General features: G+C 38.4%; 17 protein-coding genes. 5 read left to right on the forward strand and 12 right to left on the reverse strand.

Annotated elements, in window-relative coordinates:
- Positions 1–153 precede the first annotated feature (153 nt).
- On the forward strand, positions 154–1,623 hold the full coding sequence (locus GNP81_RS12460) for an alanine/glycine:cation symporter family protein (RefSeq protein WP_005420672.1): 1,470 nt from the start codon (positions 154–156) through the stop codon (positions 1,621–1,623).
- Between the two features lie 92 nt (positions 1,624–1,715).
- On the opposite strand, the gene cadC is transcribed toward GNP81_RS12460, so the two are convergent.
- The 3 genes from cadC to GNP81_RS12475 all read right to left on the reverse strand — a co-directional run bounded on the left by cadC (position 1,716) and on the right by GNP81_RS12475 (position 4,714).
- On the reverse strand, positions 1,716–3,341 hold the full coding sequence (cadC, locus tag GNP81_RS12465; RefSeq protein ID WP_155673364.1) for a lysine decarboxylation/transport transcriptional activator CadC: 1,626 nt from the start codon (positions 3,339–3,341) through the stop codon (positions 1,716–1,718).
- Between the two features lie 522 nt (positions 3,342–3,863).
- The gene (locus GNP81_RS12470; protein ID WP_155673365.1) at positions 3,864–4,289 is read right to left on the reverse strand and encodes a YeeE/YedE family protein; all 426 of its coding nucleotides are present in this window, start codon (positions 4,287–4,289) and stop codon (positions 3,864–3,866) included.
- Positions 4,290–4,300: 11 nt separating this feature from the next.
- Positions 4,301–4,714, reverse strand: coding sequence for a YeeE/YedE family protein (locus tag GNP81_RS12475; protein ID WP_072055147.1), 414 nt, complete (start codon positions 4,712–4,714; stop codon positions 4,301–4,303).
- Positions 4,715–4,903: 189 nt separating this feature from the next.
- Between GNP81_RS12475 and GNP81_RS12480 the strand changes: the two genes are divergently transcribed.
- The 3 genes from GNP81_RS12480 to GNP81_RS12490 all read left to right on the forward strand — a co-directional run bounded on the left by GNP81_RS12480 (position 4,904) and on the right by GNP81_RS12490 (position 9,207).
- The gene (locus GNP81_RS12480; protein ID WP_155673366.1) at positions 4,904–6,550 is read left to right on the forward strand and encodes an FAD-dependent oxidoreductase; all 1,647 of its coding nucleotides are present in this window, start codon (positions 4,904–4,906) and stop codon (positions 6,548–6,550) included.
- 122 nt (positions 6,551–6,672) lie between these two features.
- Positions 6,673–7,614 carry a homoserine O-acetyltransferase MetA gene (gene metA, locus GNP81_RS12485; RefSeq protein ID WP_005420682.1) on the forward strand — a complete coding sequence of 314 codons (942 nt, stop codon included), beginning with the start codon at positions 6,673–6,675 and terminating at the stop codon, positions 7,612–7,614.
- 264 nt (positions 7,615–7,878) lie between these two features.
- Complete coding sequence (locus GNP81_RS12490) at positions 7,879–9,207, forward strand: anaerobic C4-dicarboxylate transporter (RefSeq protein WP_012533838.1); 1,329 nt, start codon at positions 7,879–7,881, stop codon at positions 9,205–9,207.
- A 72-nt stretch (positions 9,208–9,279) separates the two neighbouring features.
- Here the strand turns inward: GNP81_RS12490 and GNP81_RS12495 are convergent, their stop codons facing one another.
- On the reverse strand, positions 9,280–10,494 hold the full coding sequence (locus tag GNP81_RS12495) for a NupC/NupG family nucleoside CNT transporter (RefSeq protein WP_005420686.1): 1,215 nt from the start codon (positions 10,492–10,494) through the stop codon (positions 9,280–9,282).
- Positions 10,495–10,881: 387 nt separating this feature from the next.
- On the opposite strand from GNP81_RS12495, the gene GNP81_RS12500 reads away from it, so the two are divergent.
- Positions 10,882–11,445 (forward strand): DUF2301 domain-containing membrane protein, encoded by a 564-nt coding sequence (locus GNP81_RS12500; protein ID WP_155673367.1) that lies wholly within the window; start codon positions 10,882–10,884, stop codon positions 11,443–11,445.
- A gap of 140 nt (positions 11,446–11,585) precedes the next feature.
- Here GNP81_RS12500 and rpoS read toward each other — a convergent pair whose 3' ends face one another.
- From rpoS to ftsB, 8 genes are read right to left on the reverse strand one after another with little or no spacing between them, the layout of a single operon-like run.
- The gene (gene rpoS / locus GNP81_RS12505) at positions 11,586–12,551 is read right to left on the reverse strand and encodes an RNA polymerase sigma factor RpoS (RefSeq protein WP_155673368.1); all 966 of its coding nucleotides are present in this window, start codon (positions 12,549–12,551) and stop codon (positions 11,586–11,588) included.
- A 54-nt stretch (positions 12,552–12,605) separates the two neighbouring features.
- Positions 12,606–13,595 (reverse strand): peptidoglycan DD-metalloendopeptidase family protein, encoded by a 990-nt coding sequence (locus tag GNP81_RS12510; RefSeq protein ID WP_196587323.1) that lies wholly within the window; start codon positions 13,593–13,595, stop codon positions 12,606–12,608.
- 13 nt (positions 13,596–13,608) lie between these two features.
- Positions 13,609–14,235, reverse strand: a complete 627-nt coding sequence (locus GNP81_RS12515) for a protein-L-isoaspartate(D-aspartate) O-methyltransferase (protein ID WP_017019051.1) — start codon at positions 14,233–14,235, stop codon at positions 13,609–13,611.
- Positions 14,235–15,008 carry a 5'/3'-nucleotidase SurE gene (gene surE / locus GNP81_RS12520; protein WP_155673386.1) on the reverse strand — a complete coding sequence of 258 codons (774 nt, stop codon included), beginning with the start codon at positions 15,006–15,008 and terminating at the stop codon, positions 14,235–14,237. Before surE ends, GNP81_RS12515 begins: the two co-directional genes overlap by 1 nt.
- Before the next feature lie 7 nt (positions 15,009–15,015).
- On the reverse strand, positions 15,016–16,071 hold the full coding sequence (gene truD / locus GNP81_RS12525) for a tRNA pseudouridine(13) synthase TruD (protein WP_155673370.1): 1,056 nt from the start codon (positions 16,069–16,071) through the stop codon (positions 15,016–15,018).
- A gap of 11 nt (positions 16,072–16,082) precedes the next feature.
- Positions 16,083–16,559 carry a 2-C-methyl-D-erythritol 2,4-cyclodiphosphate synthase gene (gene ispF / locus GNP81_RS12530; RefSeq protein ID WP_155673371.1) on the reverse strand — a complete coding sequence of 159 codons (477 nt, stop codon included), beginning with the start codon at positions 16,557–16,559 and terminating at the stop codon, positions 16,083–16,085.
- A complete protein-coding gene (gene ispD / locus GNP81_RS12535; protein ID WP_155669900.1) occupies positions 16,559–17,275 on the reverse strand; it encodes a 2-C-methyl-D-erythritol 4-phosphate cytidylyltransferase in 717 nt (238 codons plus the stop codon). The genes ispF and ispD overlap by 1 nt, the downstream gene beginning before the upstream one ends.
- A 3-nt stretch (positions 17,276–17,278) precedes the next feature.
- Positions 17,279–17,563, reverse strand: a complete 285-nt coding sequence (gene ftsB / locus GNP81_RS12540; protein WP_005420699.1) for a cell division protein FtsB — start codon at positions 17,561–17,563, stop codon at positions 17,279–17,281.
- Positions 17,564–17,633 lie beyond the last annotated feature (70 nt).

Consider the following 17,633-nt stretch of genomic DNA (forward strand, 5'->3'; position numbering starts at 1 on the left):
CAAACTTCGCTGAACTATATTAATCGCCGCAAATCCTTAGCAAACGATATTTTATACAACTTTATAACAAAGTTACTTATATTTCTTAAAGGATGGCGCTCGTTATCCATTATTTAAGAAAAATAAATTAACGATTAATAATAAGGAAATTTCATGACAAACACAGATTCAACGCTTATTGAATCGATGAACGAAGCCTTGCTTTCGGTTATTGGTAGTATCAATGGGCTTCTTTGGGGGCAAGTCCTTGTTTATTTATTAGTTGGTGTGGGTGTCTACTTCACTCTGCGTCTTGGTTTTATTCAAATTCGCCAACTAGGACACTCAATCAAAATCTTACGTAGCGGCCAAGAAATCGAAAATGGCATCAGCTCTTACCAAGTATTCTGCACCTCTATGGCAGCCCGCGTGGGAACGGGTAACATGGCAGGTGTTGCAGTTGCATTAACCGTCGGTGGCCCTGGTGCTATCTTTTGGATGTGGTTAATTGCTCTATTTGGTATGGCAACAGCTTTCATCGAATCAACACTGGCGCAAGTTTACAAAGTAAAAGATGTTGATGGTCAATACCGTGGTGGTCCAGCTTATTACATGGAAAAAGGTTTAGGCCAACGCTGGATGGGTACGCTTTTCTCTATCTTCTTAATCATCGCTTTTGGTTTAGTATTCAACGCTGTTCAAGCAAACACTATCACTGACGCTCTTAACCACTCATTTGGTTTTGATAAAACCATTATGGGTATCGTGATTGTTGTTATCTCTGGTTTCTTTATCATGGGTGGTTTACGTCGTGTTGCTAACGCATCATCGAAAATCGTTCCTGTTATGGCGATTGGTTACCTAGCAATTGCACTTATCATCGTAGTAATGAATATCACTGAAGTACCAGCAGTACTGGCTCTTATCGTTAAAAGTGCATTTGGCTGGCAAGAAGCGGCTGTGGGTGGTGTGGCATATACTATCGCACAAGCTATGCAATCAGGTATTGCTCGTGGTTTGTTCTCAAACGAAGCGGGTATGGGTTCTGCTGCTAACATCGCAGCAAGTGCTACGCCAAACCCTAACCACCCAGCATCACAAGGTTTTGTGCAAATGTTAGGTGTGTTTGTAGATACGTTAGTTATCTGTACTGCTTCTGCAGCGATGATTATGCTTTCTGGCGTAATGGATCAACCAGATGCAGCTACGGGTATCAGCCTACTTCAACAAGCACTAACTAACGAGTTAGGCGGTTGGACAAGCTACTTTATGGCGCTAGCTATTCTTCTGTTCTGTTTTACTTCTATCATTGCAAACTACAGCTACGCTGAAACAAACGTAATGTTCTTGAATGGCAATTCTAAGAAAGGCTTGTTTGGTTTCCGTATGTGTGTACTAGCAATGGTTATGTTCGGTTCAGTAGCGTCTCTGCCAGTAGTATGGAACCTTGCAGATGCTTCTATGGGTATGATGGCTTTAATCAACATTGTTGCTCTAGTTCTACTATCTAAACTAGCAATCAAAGTTATCAAAGATTACGAAGTTCAACTTAAAGCAGGAAAAACACCTGAATTTGACAGAACTAAGTTCCCTGAACTTGATGATTTAAAAGGTGCGTGGCACCCAAAGAAAAAACAACACTAATTTAATCCACAATTAGTTAAAAAAAGCCCGTCGAACTAAATTCGACGGGCTTTTTTATTACACCAATATACTGCATGAATCGTTAATCACGATTACCCCATCAAGCGAACTTCACTTGGATTAACAGCTCGATACATAAAATAAGCAACGGTTTCTAAGTCACTGTAAAATGCAAGATTTTCAGCGAGCATATACGTTTCAAGTGACGTATCCATAAAGAAAGCCTTGCTGTATGACTCCCCTGCTTGATCTAAGTCGCCATCTAACTCAGCAAGTTTCCCTTCTAATATATAAGAGAATGCTGACTCTCTATTCTTAAATGCTAAGTTAAGATAAGCTCTTGCATCCTCTTTGTTATCTTGCTTAATCGCTATCATAGCTAATGCTTCATAGATACGAGAAGGCAATACATCGACATCCGATAAAGCGTATCTAGCTTGAAGATCCTGACTTAACTTTTCAATTTTAGCGGTATTTTCATCCAACTCTAATTCAGGGTTAAGCGCTGAATATGCGTTATAAGCAATGTATAACTCTGAAAGTACATAATCATTATTCGGTTCTGCTAATGCAATGTTCTCTAACAGATCGATCCCTTTTTCAAAGTTTTTTTGATCTGTTTGATTAATAAAGTGATTAGCTCGAACCAACATTTCTAATAGACCATGCTCCTTTGGTAAACCAAGCATTAGCCTATTCATCTCTTGCTCTGACGCTTTAACGCCTAAAGTACGCATTAAATCTTGAGATGATTGGCGTAACACATGCGCTAAGTTGGCATTGGTCATTAAATATTGACGACTAAACAGCACTCGATTTGAAATATTACTGCGATACTCTACATCTAAATACGTTTTATTTTGCTGTTCTTCTACTCGTACATTCACCGCTTTTCCGGGCAAAATGCCGGTAGTAAATGCGGTTTTATTTAACTGAACTCGGTAATGGCCAACACTTGCTAAATCTGCCATCAGTTTTTGACTAATGCCATCAGCCAAATATTCGGTTTCATTATTCGAGTTACGGCTTGCGTGATAGGTAAATTCAATTAAATCAGTATCAACAGCCTTAGTTATATGAGTGGTTGTTTGCTGATAAGTAACTGAAAAAATAACCGCAATTAATACGCCAACGAGAAAAAAGTCGAACGCTAATAGCTTCCAACGATGTAAAAAGCTAAAACTCTCACCCTGCTTTTTCTTTTCGTTTGATACTTGATTAGAAATATTAGTTACAGCACGAGTTAATGGGCCTGCTGGAAAAGAGAGTTGTGCAGTCTCATCTTGTTCTTTTTCTTGCTCTGCGGTGTTCAATTCAACATTATGATTCTGATTTTCATCAGCTTCTGTTGAGGTAAATGTATCGCAAGGTTTCCAATAAGGTGTATCTTCTAATCTTATTTGCTTGGTTTCTGCAACCAACTTATACCCACGTTTTGGTACCGTAACTAAATAACGAGTGTTATCTAAACGACCATCACGCAATACTTTTCGCAGTTCAAATATTGATTGTGTTACCACTTGATCGGTAACAAACGCACCATCCCATACATGTTTAATTAACTCATCTCGACAAAAGACTTCACCTGAATGCTGTGCTAAAAAGCGAAGTAAATTAATTAAACGTGGTTCAACCGACACTTCCCTATCTTGGCGATATAACTTATTTTCCTCAATAACTAGAGTCCAGTCATTAATTTGAAAACAGATCCCGACCATAAGATACTCATTTGTATGAATTGATATAAATGTAAAAGAATAAAGGTCTCAAAAATAATAAGGTTTACTGTATTTTAAGGCTCTTCTTTTAAAGAAGCAGGGATTATAGATAACACTTCTTCTCATTTATATGATATTCCTATTTCAAAAATGGAATCTTAGGATCCAACCACTATTCAACGAATGAGAAAATCTCGTAACCATATGAATATAAAGATAACTAACTAATATGAAACGCACTAAAAATGGCCTAATAATTCCATTAACCGCCAACAAAAATAAATGAACAGCTAGATAATTTTCATTAATATTTTACGAATTATATGAATACAACATAAATAGAGTATAAATAGATCAATAAATCTCAACCTATTACTTTTAAATCAACAAAAATAATATTGATATAAAAAACCTAAAACACTATTAATATCTTTATCAAATAATATCAATATACGTACTGCGATGAGATAGAAATAAAAAAGGCCAACCACTTGGTTAGCCTCTAAGAAAACGGATGAATATTTATTTTTTAACTAAAACATTGGTCATTGCTAATCCAAACATCATGGCAAATAGGAATATAAATACATCACTATTTCCTAAAGCAATACTTGAAACGACAGGCCCTGGACAAATTCCAGCAAGCCCCCACCCAAAACCAAAGATAGCTGCACCTGAAATCAATTTACTATCAATATGTTTATTCGTGGACAAACAAAACTCTTCCGCATTCAATGGCTTTGTTTTTGGTTTAATAAATAAGAAGTAAGCAAGCATAAATACCAACAATGCCCCTCCCATTACAAACATTAAACTCGGATCCCATACTCCTGAAACATCCAAAAATCCAATCACTTTTTCAGGGTCAGCCATTCCAGATAGTGTCATTCCAATGCCGAACAGCCCACCAGAGATCAACGCAATAACTCGAAACATGACATTATTCATAATCACTCTCCCTAAAGTATGTGTAATCGAACAAAAACAGTTATTCCAGCGACTAGCATAAATACACAAGTAGCGACGATTGAGCGAACAGACAATCGTCCAATCCCACAAATTCCATGCCCACTAGTACAACCATTACCAAGACGAGTACCAATACCTACAAGTAAACCAGCAATAATTAACAATGGTGTGCTTATTGTATATTCAGTAGGAACATGTGCGCCAAAGAAATAAACACCTGCAGCACCACCTGAAATCATGCCGAGAACAAACAACCATCGCCACGCGTAATCCTTTTTTTTCGGTGTCATTAATCCTGTTAATACACCACTTATCCCAGCAATTTTTCCATTTAACAAAAGAAGCAGCGTAGCAGATACACCAAGAAGCATACCGCCAAATAAAGAGAGCCATGGAATCGTCATTTATCAATACCTGTTAGCTTGTTTTTTGAACATGTAATTTAGGTTACGGTTATTAGCTAAATTAGTCAATACTTATTTAGCAAGTTAAAATTTAACAAAACAAATATTAGACAAAGCTAATTTAAATAACTATAGTAAAAAATAATTGAGCATAAATTGCTCTGATTTTTCATTATGAGGTAAATCGGAATGACCAAAATTGTAATTATTGGTGGCGTTGCTGGTGGTGCTTCTGCAGCAGCAAGAGCACGTCGTTTAAGTGAAGATGCACAAATTATCATGCTAGAACGTGGGCCTTTTGTCTCTTTTGCTAACTGTGGGTTGCCATATCATATTGGGGGTGACATCAAAGATCGCGATAATTTACTACTACAAACTCCTGATAGTTTTTTAGCTCGTTTTAATGTTGATGTGCGTGTAATGAACGAAGTAATAAGCATTAACCGTAGTGAAAAAACAATTACAATTAAAAACTTAGTCGATAATACTGAGTACCAAGAAAGTTATGATTTTCTTCTACTAAGTCCAGGCGCAGGTCCCATTGTCCCCCCTATCCCTGGTATTAATAACTCACTGACATTTTCTCTACGTAATGTTCCAGATATGGATCGTATTATCGCTTCAATTAAAGACAATAAACCACAACATGCAACGGTTGTTGGTGGCGGCTTTATTGGGTTAGAAATGATGGAAGCTTTCCATCAACTCGGTATCAAGACAACGCTATTAGAGCTAGCAGATCAAGTTATGACTCCAGTTGATCGCGAAATGGCAAGCTTTGTTCATAAAGAAATAAAAGATAAAGGCATAGATCTTCGATTAGGATCAGCACTTCAAGAAGTCGTTGAAAATGAAACTGGATTAACACTTTCTTTGAGTACAGGTGAAGTTCTAGACACCAACCTATTAATCATGGCTATTGGTGTTAAGCCTGAAACCAAACTAGCAAATGAGGCAGGATTACAGCTTGGCGAATTAGGTGGTATTTATACTAATGATCAACTACAAACCAGCGACCCATTTATCTATGCCGTTGGTGATGCCATTGAAGAAAAAGATTTTGTTACTGGTAACCAAACTTTAGTTCCACTTGCTGGCCCAGCAAACCGTCAAGGCCGTATGGCTACTGATAATATGCTCGGTCGAAATGAGAGTTACCAAGGAACTCAAGGCACCGCTATTTGCAAAGTATTCAATTTAGCCATTGCTTCTACAGGTAAAAATGAAAAAACATTAAAACGCGAGGGCATTAGCTACGAAAAAGTATTTGTCCATACGGCAAGTCACGCAAGCTACTATCCTGGCGCTGAAATCGTTTCATTTAAACTGTTATTTTCGCCAGAAACGAGAAAGATTTTAGGCGCTCAAGCCGTTGGTAAAGATGGCATCGATAAACGAATTGATGTTATGGCTGTTGCTCAACGAGCAGGAATGACAGTTGATCAACTTGAGCATTTAGAACTCACTTATGCTCCGCCATTTGGTAGTGCGAAAGATGTAATAAACCAAGCCGCTTTTGTAGCAAATAACCTTATTAAAGGAGATACCAAAGCGATTCATTTTGATGAAGTAGAGCATCTTAATGAAAATCAAATCTTACTTGATGTAAGAAATCCTGCTGAGTTAATCAATGTTGGTTATATTAAAGGGGCAATAAATATTCCAGTAGATCAACTTCGCCAACGATTGAATGAACTACCTAAAGACAAAGAGATCATCATTTATTGCCAAGTTGGACTACGTGGAAATGTTGCCTATCGTCAGCTAGTAAACAATGGATTTAAAGCTCGGAACCTAATTGGTGGTTATCGTACTTATTCTTTTGCTAATGCCTAATTAATCGCTTTAATCTCTAATAAAGGACGTAATCAGCGTCCTTTATACACTCGACACTCTGACCATTATGAGGTAAGTTTAGAAGTATAGACGTATAGAAACCCAAAACTTAAGGATAAGTTGTGCCGATCAAAATACCTGACCAACTCCCTGCAACTGAAGTATTACGTGAAGAGAATATCTTTTTCATGCAGGAATCTCGTGCTACCACACAAGCGATTCGACCTCTTAAAGTCATTATTTTAAATTTAATGCCAAAAAAGATTGAGACAGAAACTCAATTTTTACGCTTACTATCTAATAGCCCATTACAAGTGGATGTAGAGCTATTACGTATTGATAATCGCACTAGCAAAAATACACCAACCGAGCATTTAGATACTTTTTATCGTCAGTTTGAAGGCATTAAAGATCGTAACTTTGATGGCCTAATCATAACAGGAGCACCACTAGGATTGGTGCAGTTTGAAGATGTTATTTATTGGGATCATCTACAAACCATCATGACATGGGCAAAAGATCACGTCACTTCTAGCTTATATGTATGCTGGGCAGCACAAGCTGGTTTAAAGCTACTTTATGATTTACCAAAGCGTACACGTAAAGAAAAGCTTTCTGGGGTTTATAAACATACTAACCTTGACCAACACCACCCTATTCTACGCGGTTTTGATGATCAATTTTTAGCACCTCATTCTCGCTATGCTGATTTCTCTGCCGATTATTTAAAATCACATACTGATTTGGATATTCTTGCTACTTCCAAAGAAGCTGGTGTGTATTTAGCTGCAACTAAAGATAAACGAAACGTCTTCGTTACGGGTCATCCAGAATATGATTCATTCACATTACATAATGAATACGTGCGTGATTTAGGAGAAGGAATGGAACCAACGATTCCTGTTAATTATTACCCTGACGACAACCCTGATATCACACCAAAAGCGACATGGCGTAGCCACGGGCACCTGCTCTTTTCTAATTGGCTTAACTACTGTGTTTATCAACAAACCCCTTATGATCTTGAGCATTTTTCAGAGCAAAATTTCACAAGAGATGAGTAGTCTTAACTCATTATGATTAGCGGGTATTATTCTTCATACATACCCGCTACAAGCACAAAACCACTACTACAATCTGATAAATAGAGCACATTTTGTCCTTTTTTGATAAAAAATGAGCTTTGATTTAATTCAGATCAACCCTGCATCTATTTATAAAACCAACAACAATCTAAATGAGAACAAGCTCAATAAAACCCTATGAAATGTAAGGTATTAATAGCGTTAGTTGATTTTAATTATAATTGCGTTAACGCAGGTGGTTGTATGTTGTATTTTGAATTTCTCTTTTTATTACTCGTTCTCTACATCGGTTCTCGATACGGAGGGATCGGATTAGGGGTTGTATCTGGTATTGGTTTGGTGATTGAAGTATTCATCTTCAAAATGCCACCGACCTCTCCACCCGTTACGGTAATGCTTATCATCTTGGCGGTTGTTACCTGTGCTTCAATACTAGAAGCCGCTGGTGGCTTAAAGTACATGTTGCAAGTTGCTGAGCGGATTTTAAGAAAGAATCCAAAACGCGTCACCATCATTGCTCCATTTGTTACTTATGCAATGACGTTCTTACTAGGTACAGGTCATGCTGTTTATTCAATTATGCCTATCATTGGTGATGTCGCATTAAAGAATGGTATTCGTCCTGAGCGTCCTATGGCTGCCGCATCTGTTGCGTCTCAAATCGCAATTACTGCTTCACCATTATCTGCCGCAGTTGTGTATTACCTAGCTCAACTGGTTGATATTGATGCTTCTATTACATTAATGTCGATTTTAATGGTTACTGTACCTGCAACGCTATTCGGTACTTTAATGCTGTCTCTTTATAGCTTACGTCGTGGTAAAGAATTGGAAGATGATGAAGAGTATCAAGCTCGTTTACAAGATCCGGTTTGGCGTGAAAAAATCCTAAATACAACATCAACATCTCTTGATGAAGAATTACCAACAACTGCACGTAATGCCGTTCTGATCTTCTTAGGTGCCATTGTTTCTATCGTTATTATTGCGATGTGGCCAGAAGTACGCACCATTACTGATGGCGGTGCACCAATCAAAATGTCCGTTGTTATTCAAATGATGATGTTGGCTTTTGGTGGTGTGATTTTACTTGCAACGAAAACCGATCCTCGTGATGTACCAAATGGCGTTGTATTTAAATCGGGAATGGTGGCAGCAATTGCTATTTTTGGTATCGCGTGGATGTCAGATACCTATTTCCAATATGCCATGCCTCAATTTAGAGCTGGTATTGTTGATATGGTAACGCTTCACCCTTGGACGTTCGCCCTATCTCTATTTATCGTCTCTGTTGTGGTTAACTCGCAAGCAGCTACAGCTCGTATGATGCTACCAGTTGGTTTAGCTCTGGGTTTAGAACCTGCATTGGTTATTGGTTTAATGCCTGCGGTATATGGATACTTCTTTATCCCTAACTACCCATCAGACATTGCAACCGTAAACTTTGATAGCTCAGGTACCACCAAAATTGGTAAATACTATTTTAACCACTCATTCATGTCAGTCGGTTTAATCGGTGTCGTTTCAGCCTGTATTCTTGGTTATGTTTTAGGCCAAATTGTGATTGGTTAATTCCACTCATCACTACAAAAAAAGCCCATGCAAATACCATTGCATGGGCTTTTATTTTCAATAAACGATGTTTTACATTGCTAAGCTAAAGAATAAACCCGCTAAACATGCACTCATTAAGTTAGCTAGTGTGCCTGCTAATACCGCTTTAAAGCCCATATTTGCAACGTCAGCACGACGTTCAGGAGCCATCACACCAATAGAGCCTAATTGCACTGCAATTGAGCTGATGTTTGCAAAACCACACAGTGCAAAAGTAATAATTACTTGGCTGTATGCTGATAACTGATCTTTATGCTGAACAAAGTCGATAAATGCAACGAATTCATTAAGAACTACTTTTTGGCCAATGTAAGAACCTGCCATTACCATCTCAGCTTTTGGAATACCAATAACCCATGCGATTGGAGCAAATAAGTAACCAAATACGGTTTGCAGTGTAATACCAGCAAAACCAAACCACTCAGCTACCATTTCTAGTCCGCTGTTAAGCATTGCAATAACACTCACAAATGCAATCAACATCGTACCTACAGCAACCGCAATCTTCATACCATTCATTGCACCACTTGCTAAAGCATCAATTACGTTACTTTGCTCACTTTTATCAATGGTCACATCATGTTGGTCAACAGGCGTTTCTTGCTCAGGAATTAAAATCTTAGCCATTAATAAGCTACCAGGAGCCGCCATAAAACTTGCAGCAATCAGATACTTAAGTTCCACACCTAAACCGGCATAACCACCTAGTACACTACCAGCAACCGATGCCATACCACCAGCCATTACAGCAAACAGTTCTGAACGAGTCATTTGAGCTAAGAATGGGCGAATAAGAAGAGGAGATTCACCTTGAGAAAGGAAGATGTTACCTGTTGCAACGAGAGATTCTACTTTGCTGGTACCTAAGAATTTTTGAATTCCGCCACCAAGAACAGAAATCACTTTTTGCATAATACCTAGATAATATAGAGCGGAGATTAGAGCACTGAAGAAGATAATAATAGGAAGGACGCGAATAGCAAAAATAAAACCAGAAGAAGCAAGATCACCAAAGAGGAATGCTATCCCCTCATCAGCAAAACCAAGTAAGCTAGAAACACCACTACTTAATCCTGCTAACGCTTTTTGCCCCAAAGGAAAATACAATACTAAAGCAGCAAAAGAGAGTTGTAATAAAAAGGCTTTAAATACTAATTTCCAGTTAATTGCTGAACGCTTCTCTGAAAATACCCAAGCACAAAAAATCAGTGCGCACATGCCTAATAGGCTAAATAAAATATTCATAATTATGCCTATGAGATTTTAGAATAAAATGAAGAAACAAAAGGAGCTGCCATCGTAGATGACGAGATCGGTGAAGAATGACTACACCAAGAGGAAGTTATAATAGAAATAAAGATATTCATTGTTTACCCTTTACAAGCTGTTTAACAGTAGCTGGTCCTAGTCCTTGGGGTCATTCACTGTATCCCTGTGACGGCTTGTATTGGGAGAAGGAGTATACATATAGATGATTTAAAATCACGAATTATGTGACATAAATCACCAAATTTTACTTATTCGAAAAAATAGAGGCATCTATTTACTACAAAAAAATAAATTATTTTTCTCTACAGTATCCAAAAGTACACATAATCAACTAAATTAATACAATAAGATGAAGGAAATATTATGGCGAGTATTGATCATATCGAAAAACTGGATGCGCTAGATAAGCTCAGTGTGGTGACATATCGTACAGGGCTCACCCTTTTTGGTATCACTCTCATCGTTTTTAGTCTTGCGATAGCTGATGATATTGGATTTATTCTTATTAAGAATGATTACTTAATGGAATTAGCATTAGCTTTGTTTGCAGTATCATCAGCGATGAGCGCCGCTAACCTTCATGTATATGATAAGAAAGTAAGACTCATTATTACTTGGTCAGCATGGATAGGGTTAGTTTTACTCATTACTATTGATAGTGAGATACTCGCTTGGCTACCTATCGGCTTTCTTTGTGTTTGCTTCTCTGGTATTGCACTTAAAGAATCCTTTTGTTTTAAGGTTATTGGTCTAAAAGCCATCCCTTTTCTATTGTGTATATCCATTTTAATGTTGGCTATCGAAGTTTGGTTAATCGCGATTATTTGCTTATTTCTATCTGGTGTTATCTTCATTTTTCTTGCTATTCAAAAATGGAAAATGCCCCTTCATTTTGATATAGGTAATAAAGCGAATTACCAAATTTAACCTAACACTAGCTATCGATTTATCATATAGCGACTAATTACGTCTACCTCAATTTATACATCAAAGATTTGTACCAATAAAAAAGCCCTAAGTTATCTTAGGGCTCTCTTACTAACTAAAACGTATATTTAAAAAGTGAGTTAGTATTCTTCTACGGCAAATAGTGTTTCCATATTTAACCCTTGGTTCGTCATGATTTCTCTTAAACGACGTAGGCCTTCGACTTGGATCTGTCTTACACGTTCGCGAGTTAAACCAATCTCAACGCCTACTTGTTCTAATGTTGCAGCTTCATAACCAAGTAAACCGAAACGGCGAGCAACAACTTCTTTTTGTTTAGGGTTTAATTGCCCTAACCAACCCACCAATGACGTATTAATATCATCCTTTTGTGTTTCTGACTCTGGGTCACTATTTTTAGTATCAGGAAGGATATCTAATAACGCTTTATCTGATTCACCAGCTACCATTGAATCAACTGAAGCGACACGCTCATTTAAACGCAGCATTCGACTAACATCACTCACTGGCTTATCGAGTTTTTCAGCAATCTCTTCTGGTGTTGGTTCATGATCAAGCTTTTGAGAGAGTTCACGTGCTGCACGTAAATAAACATTAAGCTCTTTTACAACATGAATAGGTAAACGAATGGTACGCGTTTGGTTCATAATGGCACGTTCAATGGTTTGACGTATCCACCATGTGGCGTAAGTAGAGAATCGGAAGCCTCTTTCTGGATCAAACTTTTCAACAGCTCGAATTAGGCCAAGATTTCCCTCTTCAACCAAATCCAATAAAGCAAGACCACGATGATTATAACGACGAGCAATCTTTACGACCAATCGAAGGTTACTCTCAATCATTCGAGATCGAGCTGCTTCATCACCTTTCAAGGCTAAGCGACTAAAATAAACTTCTTCTTCTGCTGTTAGTAGTGGAGAAAAGCCAATTTCACCAAGATACAGTTGCGTTGCATCCATAACTTTCTGTGAACTGCTTACTTCAAGACGTTCAGACTCTTCTTCAATACTGGTTAATTCAGCATCATTAATTGTGTCTAAATCGAACTCTTCAACTTCTTTAGTTACTGCATTGCTTTTACTCATAGCGCCTCCCCATGGCGAGCCAGCAAGACATTACAACTCAGCTATGTCATCCTTTTATGGTAAATACCTCTGTGGATTTACCGATTTCCCTCTAAAGCGGATCTCAAAATGCAAACGTACACTGCTCGTACTAGAGCTTCCCATCGACGCGATTTTTTGTCCCGCTGTGACGTTTTGGCCTTCTTTCACAAATAATGCTTCGTTATGAGCATAAGCACTTAAGTAATCATCGTTATGTTTAATGATAATCAAGTTACCGTACCCTCTTAATGCATTACCTGCATAGACCACAGTTCCTTTTGCTGTTGAGATGATATCTTGACCACGTTGGCCTGCAATATCGATCCCTTTGTTTCCTTGGTCTCCTGTAGAGAATTTAGCGATGATCCGACCTTTTGTTGGCCATAACCAAGAATCCACCTTTTCCGTTTTTTGTTGTACTGGTTTCGGCTTCGGTTTAGGAGCTGGTTTTGGCTTCGCAGCTGGTTTAGGTTTTGAAGATGTTATCGTTTTGTTAGAATTAACATACTCCTTAGGTTTGCTGTTTTCAACCTTTTTTGTGCTTTCTTTTTGTACAGTTGATGTTTTTTTAGCACTCGTTGTGGTCGGTTTTGGCTTAGGAGCAGGCTCATTTGTTGCGACAGGAACAACGGCAACCGCTGTCGCCGTCGAGCTTGAAGACGAATTAGATGGTGTGACTGAATGCCCATCACTACCATAAGCAGGAGCAATATATTTAGGCCCCCACAATTTTATTTTTTGGCCAGGATGAATCATATAAGGCGCTTTAAGCTCGTTGTATGCAATGAGCTCTTTTACGTCTTTATTTGTAACATAAGAAATGAAATAAAGAGTATCACCTTTCTCTACGGTGTAATAACTGCCGCGATAACTGCCTCGTTCAGCTCCGTTATATGCAGAGCTAGAGCTATTAACACTCGATACTGGTGCAGGGCGATGTGGTCCCATAGAACAACCAGAAAGGAATAAGCTAACAACAGCTGCCATTAACCATAAGCGTATAGAAATAAGGTTGATAATCATTTTTCTCATTATATTATGCTAATTCACCTGCAACTAAAGGCACAAAACGAACCTCTTCAATCACTTCAGAGAAAAATTCCTCTCCCTGACGAGTAATTCGTAATAACTGCTGCGACTCTTCCCCTACAGGGATAACTAAATGTCCATTATCTTTTAATTGAAATAACAAATCATTAGGAATAGATTCCGCTGCTGCGGTCACAATGATGGCATCAAATGGACCTTTTGATTCCCATCCTTTCCAGCCATCACCATGCTTTGTTGAGACATTATATATATCCAATTGTTTCAACAATCGTTTCGCATTCCATTGTAACGATTTTATACGCTCAATAGAGTTAACATGCTCAACTAATTTAGCCAATACAGCCGTTTGATAACCAGAGCCTGTCCCCACTTCAAGTACATTTGATGTAGGTGTTAGCTCTAATAATTCAGTCATTTTCGCTACAATATAAGGCTGTGAGATCGTTTGACCTTCACCAATAGGAAGTGCGTTATTTTGATAAGCTTGATGTGATAAAGCTTCTGGAATAAAACGCTCTCTTGGTAACTCTCGAATAGCCGCTAAAATAGCTTCGTTTCTAATGCCTTGTTGGCGCAAAAATTGATCTAGTAATTCAGAACGCGAATTAAGCATTATTTAGAACTCTCTAATGATAACCAATCAGTAATCATACCTAATGAATCATGAGCCGTTAAATCGACTTGTAATGGTGTTATTGATACTCGGTGCTGCTTTACAGCAAAGAAGTCCGTTCCCTCACCTGCATCTTGTTTTTTTCCTGGAGGACCTAACCAATAGATGGTCTCACCACGAGGATCGGTATCTTTAATCATGCTCTCAGCATGATGCCTTGCACCTAATCGTGTCACTTCCCAGCCCGTTAATTGTCCGTACTCGCAATCAGGTACATTTACATTCAATACTTTTTGAGTGGTTAATGGGGAAACTAAATGGTTATTAACTATTTTTAGTGCCACTTGAGCTGCCGTATCAAAGTTCTCGCGTCCAACCAAAGAAATAGCGATAGCTGGCAAACCTAAAAAGTGCCCTTCAGTAGCAGCTGCGACGGTACCTGAGTACAAGGTATCATCACCTAGATTTGCGCCATGATTGATACCTGCAATAATCAAATCAGGCAAGTTATCTTTCATTAATTCATTCAATGCAAAGTGAACACAATCTGTTGGTGTCCCTTGCACTGAATGAATGTGTTCGTCAATTTGACGAACACGTAATGGTGATTCAAGAGTTAAAGAATTTGATGCACCAGAACGATTACGATCAGGAGCAACAATGGTAATATCCGCAATATCAGCTAATACACGAGCTAAAGTATTTATTCCTTCAGCAAATACACCATCATCGTTACTAAGCAAAATGCGTAACTTCTTCACTCTTGTCTCCATATTAATATTAATCGTTTGAGCTATAAGTGCGCTCAACTTCAATTTCTTGTAGCAATTCACGTACGATTACCGTAGCGAAACTGCCTGAAGTTAATGAGAAATTTAGCGTTAACGTATCGCCTTCAGCTGACCATGTTAGGTTTTCAGGATGAAGCTCAATCACACGACGTTCATGACGCATACGGTTACCACGAATTAACGCCATTAAATCTGGTTCAGCATCTAAATGAGGTTGCTCTAATGTCAGAGCTTTGCCCGTTGTTGGTAATTGATTATCTCCAGCTAATGCTGCTGTGATAGATAATTCACCATTTTGAATCTTTTGAATGCACTCTTCAGACGTTACATTCTCATTTACGATACGGTCATTGCGATCAAGTAGAATATCACCATCAACAGGTTGAGAGAAGTAACCCTCTGTTATTCTTTGAGAAACAATATGGTTAAAAATCCAAGAACGAGCTGCTGATAGATAAAAGCTACGCTTACTGTTATCACGAGTACGAACATTATCTCGACCCCAACGGCGAGCCTCGTTAACGTTATTGCCTTCATGTCCAAAACGCTGTGAACCAAAGTAATTAGGAACACCTGTCAATTTTACTTTTTCTAAGCGACCTAACACATCTTCAATATCGGTTACTTCCGTTGCAATAACTTGAAACTGATTACCTTGTAAATCACCAGGACGTAACTTTTTGTTATGACGAGTGACTTCTAAGATCTCAACACCTGGATGTGTAGCTTCAAATTTAGCAAAGTTTAATTCATCGCTGTTAGCTACTTGAACACTTAACCATTGTTCAGTGACGGCATGTCGATCTTTCAAACCAGCCCAGCTAACATTTTTAGATTTAACACCACAGAATTTTGCCAATTCATTAGCAACATATTTGGTATTTTCACCCGTTTTACGGATTTTAACCATTAAGTGCTCACCGCTACCAGTGAACTCAAAACCTAAGATCTCTTTTACAATAAAGTGCTCAGGAAGTTGTTTTAATTTACCTGTTGCTACTGGCTTTCCGTATAACCACGAAAAATTAGACATGATGTCTGACATAAATCTATCTCTTAAGATGCTTTAACTAACAGCACTACTGCTTCACAAGCAATGCCTTCTTTTCTACCGGTAAAACCCAAACGCTCAGAGGTTGTGGCTTTTACATTAACGTTATCTAGCTCGGATTCTAAATCTTCTGCAATTGCATTACACATCGCTTGAATATGAGGAGCCATTTTAGGTGCTTGAGCAATGATAGTGACATCTGCATTTCCCAATACAAAGCCTTTCTCTTTTACACGGCGATATACATCTCGAAGTAAAGCTCGGCTATCCGCCCCTTTCCACTTATCATCTGTATCAGGAAAATGGCGTCCAATATCACCTTCAGCTATGGCACCAAGTAGCGCATCACATAACGCATGCAAAGCAACATCACCATCAGAGTGAGCAATTAGGCCTTGCTCATAAGGAACGCTTACTCCACCAATAATGACTGGGCCTTCGCCGCCAAATTTATGTACATCAAATCCATGTCCAATTCTCATTATTTGGTTTCCTTTTTCATTTTTTGAAGATAAAACTCAGCCAAATCGAGATCTTCTGGTTGGGTGATTTTTAAGTTATCGGCACGACCTTGAACCAGTTTAGGTTGATATCCCATTAACTCAATAGCTGAAGATTCATCAGTAATAGATAAATTTTTATCTAATCCTGTTTGCAGGGCTGAGTACAATAATTCTGTTGTAAATAATTGTGGTGTTAACGCATGCCACAACACGCTACGATCAATCGTCGTCTCAATGCATTGTTCTTGAGTTGCTTGTTTCATCGTATCTCGCACAGGTGATGCTAATATGCCACCAATGTGCTCAGGGATCACTTCTGTAATTAACTTATCAATGTCAGAATGGCGAATACAAGGGCGAGCAGCATCATGAACCATAACCCACTCACTTAATTGATGCTCTTGAACGTACGATAACCCAGACAACACCGAATCTGCGCGCTCTTTACCACCAGAAACTCGAATCACTCGGCTATCATGAGCAAGACTTAATTCAGGGAAATAAGGATCACCGTCAGTAATCGCAACAACGACTTTACTAACTAAAGGAAAAGCTAATAACTGTTCTATTGTATGCTCTAAAACGGTTTTTCCATTTAATAATAAATACTGTTTAGGGCGGTCGGCTTTCATTCGACTTCCGACCCCTGCAGCAGGAACAATCGCAGTAATCGACAAAGGTGTAGTCAGAGTCATTAGTTAACCCTCACTGTTTTCATCAATAATTCGATAGAACGTTTCGCCTTTTTTTATCATTCCCAATTCATGACGAGCTCTTTCTTCAATGGCTTCAGAGCCTTTTTTCAAGTCATCAATCTCAGCAAACATTTGTTCATTACGGTTACGTAAACCTTGATTGACTTCTTCTTGCAAAGCAACGTCATTTGATACTTGTGCATAATCGGACATTCCATTTTTTCCAAACCATAAGGTGTATTGCAGCCACCCTAAAGCGATCAATAAGAAAATGGCAAATGTACGCATAATTGCTCCGAAAATAAGAAATGATAAAAGAAGGCTAACTATATCAATCCAGCATTAGAACTTCACTAGC

It is taken from the genome of Aliivibrio fischeri, assembly GCF_009727955.1.
Lineage (GTDB): Bacteria > Pseudomonadota > Gammaproteobacteria > Enterobacterales > Vibrionaceae > Aliivibrio > Aliivibrio fischeri_A.

What these genes read in the sequence shown, in the direction of transcription:
- GNP81_RS12460 (WP_005420672.1), top strand. Translation starts at nt 154, where the DNA reads ATGACAAACACAGATTCAACGCTTATTGAATCGATGAACGAAGCCTTG.
- cadC (WP_155673364.1), bottom strand. Translation starts at nt 3,341, where the DNA reads ATGGTCGGGATCTGTTTTCAAATTAATGACTGGACTCTAGTTATTGAG.
- GNP81_RS12470 (WP_155673365.1), bottom strand. Translation starts at nt 4,289, where the DNA reads ATGAATAATGTCATGTTTCGAGTTATTGCGTTGATCTCTGGTGGGCTG.
- GNP81_RS12475 (WP_072055147.1), bottom strand. Translation starts at nt 4,714, where the DNA reads ATGACGATTCCATGGCTCTCTTTATTTGGCGGTATGCTTCTTGGTGTA.
- GNP81_RS12480 (WP_155673366.1), top strand. Translation starts at nt 4,904, where the DNA reads ATGACCAAAATTGTAATTATTGGTGGCGTTGCTGGTGGTGCTTCTGCA.
- GNP81_RS12490 (WP_012533838.1), top strand. Translation starts at nt 7,879, where the DNA reads ATGTTGTATTTTGAATTTCTCTTTTTATTACTCGTTCTCTACATCGGT.
- GNP81_RS12495 (WP_005420686.1), bottom strand. Translation starts at nt 10,494, where the DNA reads ATGAATATTTTATTTAGCCTATTAGGCATGTGCGCACTGATTTTTTGT.
- GNP81_RS12500 (WP_155673367.1), top strand. Translation starts at nt 10,882, where the DNA reads ATGGCGAGTATTGATCATATCGAAAAACTGGATGCGCTAGATAAGCTC.
- rpoS (WP_155673368.1), bottom strand. Translation starts at nt 12,551, where the DNA reads ATGAGTAAAAGCAATGCAGTAACTAAAGAAGTTGAAGAGTTCGATTTA.
- GNP81_RS12510 (WP_196587323.1), bottom strand. Translation starts at nt 13,595, where the DNA reads ATGATTATCAACCTTATTTCTATACGCTTATGGTTAATGGCAGCTGTT.
- GNP81_RS12515 (WP_017019051.1), bottom strand. Translation starts at nt 14,235, where the DNA reads ATGCTTAATTCGCGTTCTGAATTACTAGATCAATTTTTGCGCCAACAA.
- surE (WP_155673386.1), bottom strand. Translation starts at nt 15,008, where the DNA reads ATGGAGACAAGAGTGAAGAAGTTACGCATTTTGCTTAGTAACGATGAT.
- truD (WP_155673370.1), bottom strand. Translation starts at nt 16,071, where the DNA reads ATGTCAGACATCATGTCTAATTTTTCGTGGTTATACGGAAAGCCAGTA.
- ispF (WP_155673371.1), bottom strand. Translation starts at nt 16,559, where the DNA reads ATGAGAATTGGACATGGATTTGATGTACATAAATTTGGCGGCGAAGGC.
- ispD (WP_155669900.1), bottom strand. Translation starts at nt 17,275, where the DNA reads ATGACTCTGACTACACCTTTGTCGATTACTGCGATTGTTCCTGCTGCA.
- ftsB (WP_005420699.1), bottom strand. Translation starts at nt 17,563, where the DNA reads ATGCGTACATTTGCCATTTTCTTATTGATCGCTTTAGGGTGGCTGCAA.